Raw genomic sequence first — 1,413 nt, forward strand, 5'->3', positions numbered from 1 at the left:
CGACTGACCCGCCGACCCGGGCTCGCGATCGACCCCGTCCGCCGGCACGGCGGGGCGCGGGTCCTCGTCGTCGTCGACCCCGGCCGACTCCCCCGCGACCGCGTCGCCGTCCGCAGAGGCCAACGGGGCACGCGCCCGGGAACGCCCGTCGTCGCGCGCCGGACCGTTCCCGCCGCCACGCTGCTTGGCGTCCAGGCGCAGCAGGGCGATCGCCGCGACGAGCAGCACGAGGGCCACGAGGAACCAGATCCAGACCATGCCCTGAAGGGTAGTCAGCGCGACCGACACGCCCGTCCAGGTGGCGCGGCGCGTGGGCCCTTCCCGGTCCCGTGCGCGGGCACTGAACCGCGCCCGGGCCGGCCGGAGGGGGTGACTAGCGGGGGTCCGGGCCGATCGCGACCGGGCGCTTGCGGTCCGCCGACCACGCCGACCACGACCCCGGGAACAGACGCCCCGCGTCGAGACCCGCGACCTCCATGGCCGCCAACGTGTGGCACGCGTGGATCCCGGAGCCGCAGTACACGACCGCGTCGTCGCCCGCGGACACGCCCACCTCGGCGAACATCTCCCGGAGCTCCTCCGACGGCAGGAAACGACCACGGTCGTCGATGAAATTCATGGTGGGCAGGTTCACCGCGCCCGGGATGTGTCCGGCGCGCGAGTCCATCGGCTCGGTGCGGCCCTCGTAACGCTCCGGCGTGCGCGCGTCGATGAGCACGCCCCGCTCCGGCCAGGCGGCGGCCTCCTCGATGCCGACCGTGTGCATGTGATCCCGATCGAACGTGAAGTTCCCGCGCGAGACCGGGTTGCCGGGCCCCACGGCGAGGTCCTCGCCCTCCGCGATCCACGCCTTGAGACCACCGTCGAGCAGGTGCACGTCCTTCTTGCCGGCCCACCGCATGAGCCACCAGGCGCGGGCGGCGGAGGTGTTGCCGAGGTCGTCGTAGATCACCACGCGACTGTCGTTGTCGATCCCGACGCGGCGCATCGCGTCCTCGAAGTCCTCCGGCGAGGGCAGCGGGTGCCGCCCTTCGCGGACGTTACGCTGGCCCGCGAGGTCGCCCGGCAGGTCCAGGTACTGCGCGCCGGGGATGTGGCCGGACCAGTAGTGCTCGCGCCCGCGCGGGTCGCCGAGCTGCCAGCGCACGTCGAGGATGACGGGCGGGACCGGCAGGTTGGAGACGTCGTTGATCAGCTCGCGCGCCGTGACGAGTAGGGGGCTGCCGGGACGAGTGGTCGAGGGGACGGTTTCGCTGGTCACGTGGCCCAGGATAGTCCGTACGACAGCGGCGTGGGCGGCTCGATCCGGCCTCGGTGACGCGCTTCACGCCACCCGGCGCGCCCCGTCGAGAAGTACGTTCCGCACACATCGCCCGTGACCGGCGTGTGCGGAACGCTCTTCTCGACGAGACG

General features: G+C 73.0%; 1 protein-coding gene and 1 pseudogene. Both read right to left on the reverse strand.

Going from position 1 to position 1,413, the window contains the following annotated elements; all coding sequences use genetic code 11:
• Positions 1-258 (reverse strand): annotated as a pseudogene (locus HMPREF3086_RS01855) (hypothetical protein); the annotation flags it as partial.
• 115 nt (positions 259-373) lie between these two features.
• Positions 374-1,261, reverse strand: coding sequence for a sulfurtransferase (locus tag HMPREF3086_RS01860; protein WP_083324235.1), 888 nt, complete (start codon positions 1,259-1,261; stop codon positions 374-376).
• Positions 1,262-1,413: the final 152 nt, after the last annotated feature.

The organism is Dietzia sp. HMSC21D01 (assembly GCF_001815995.1).
GTDB lineage: Bacteria > Actinomycetota > Actinomycetes > Mycobacteriales > Mycobacteriaceae > Dietzia > Dietzia cinnamea.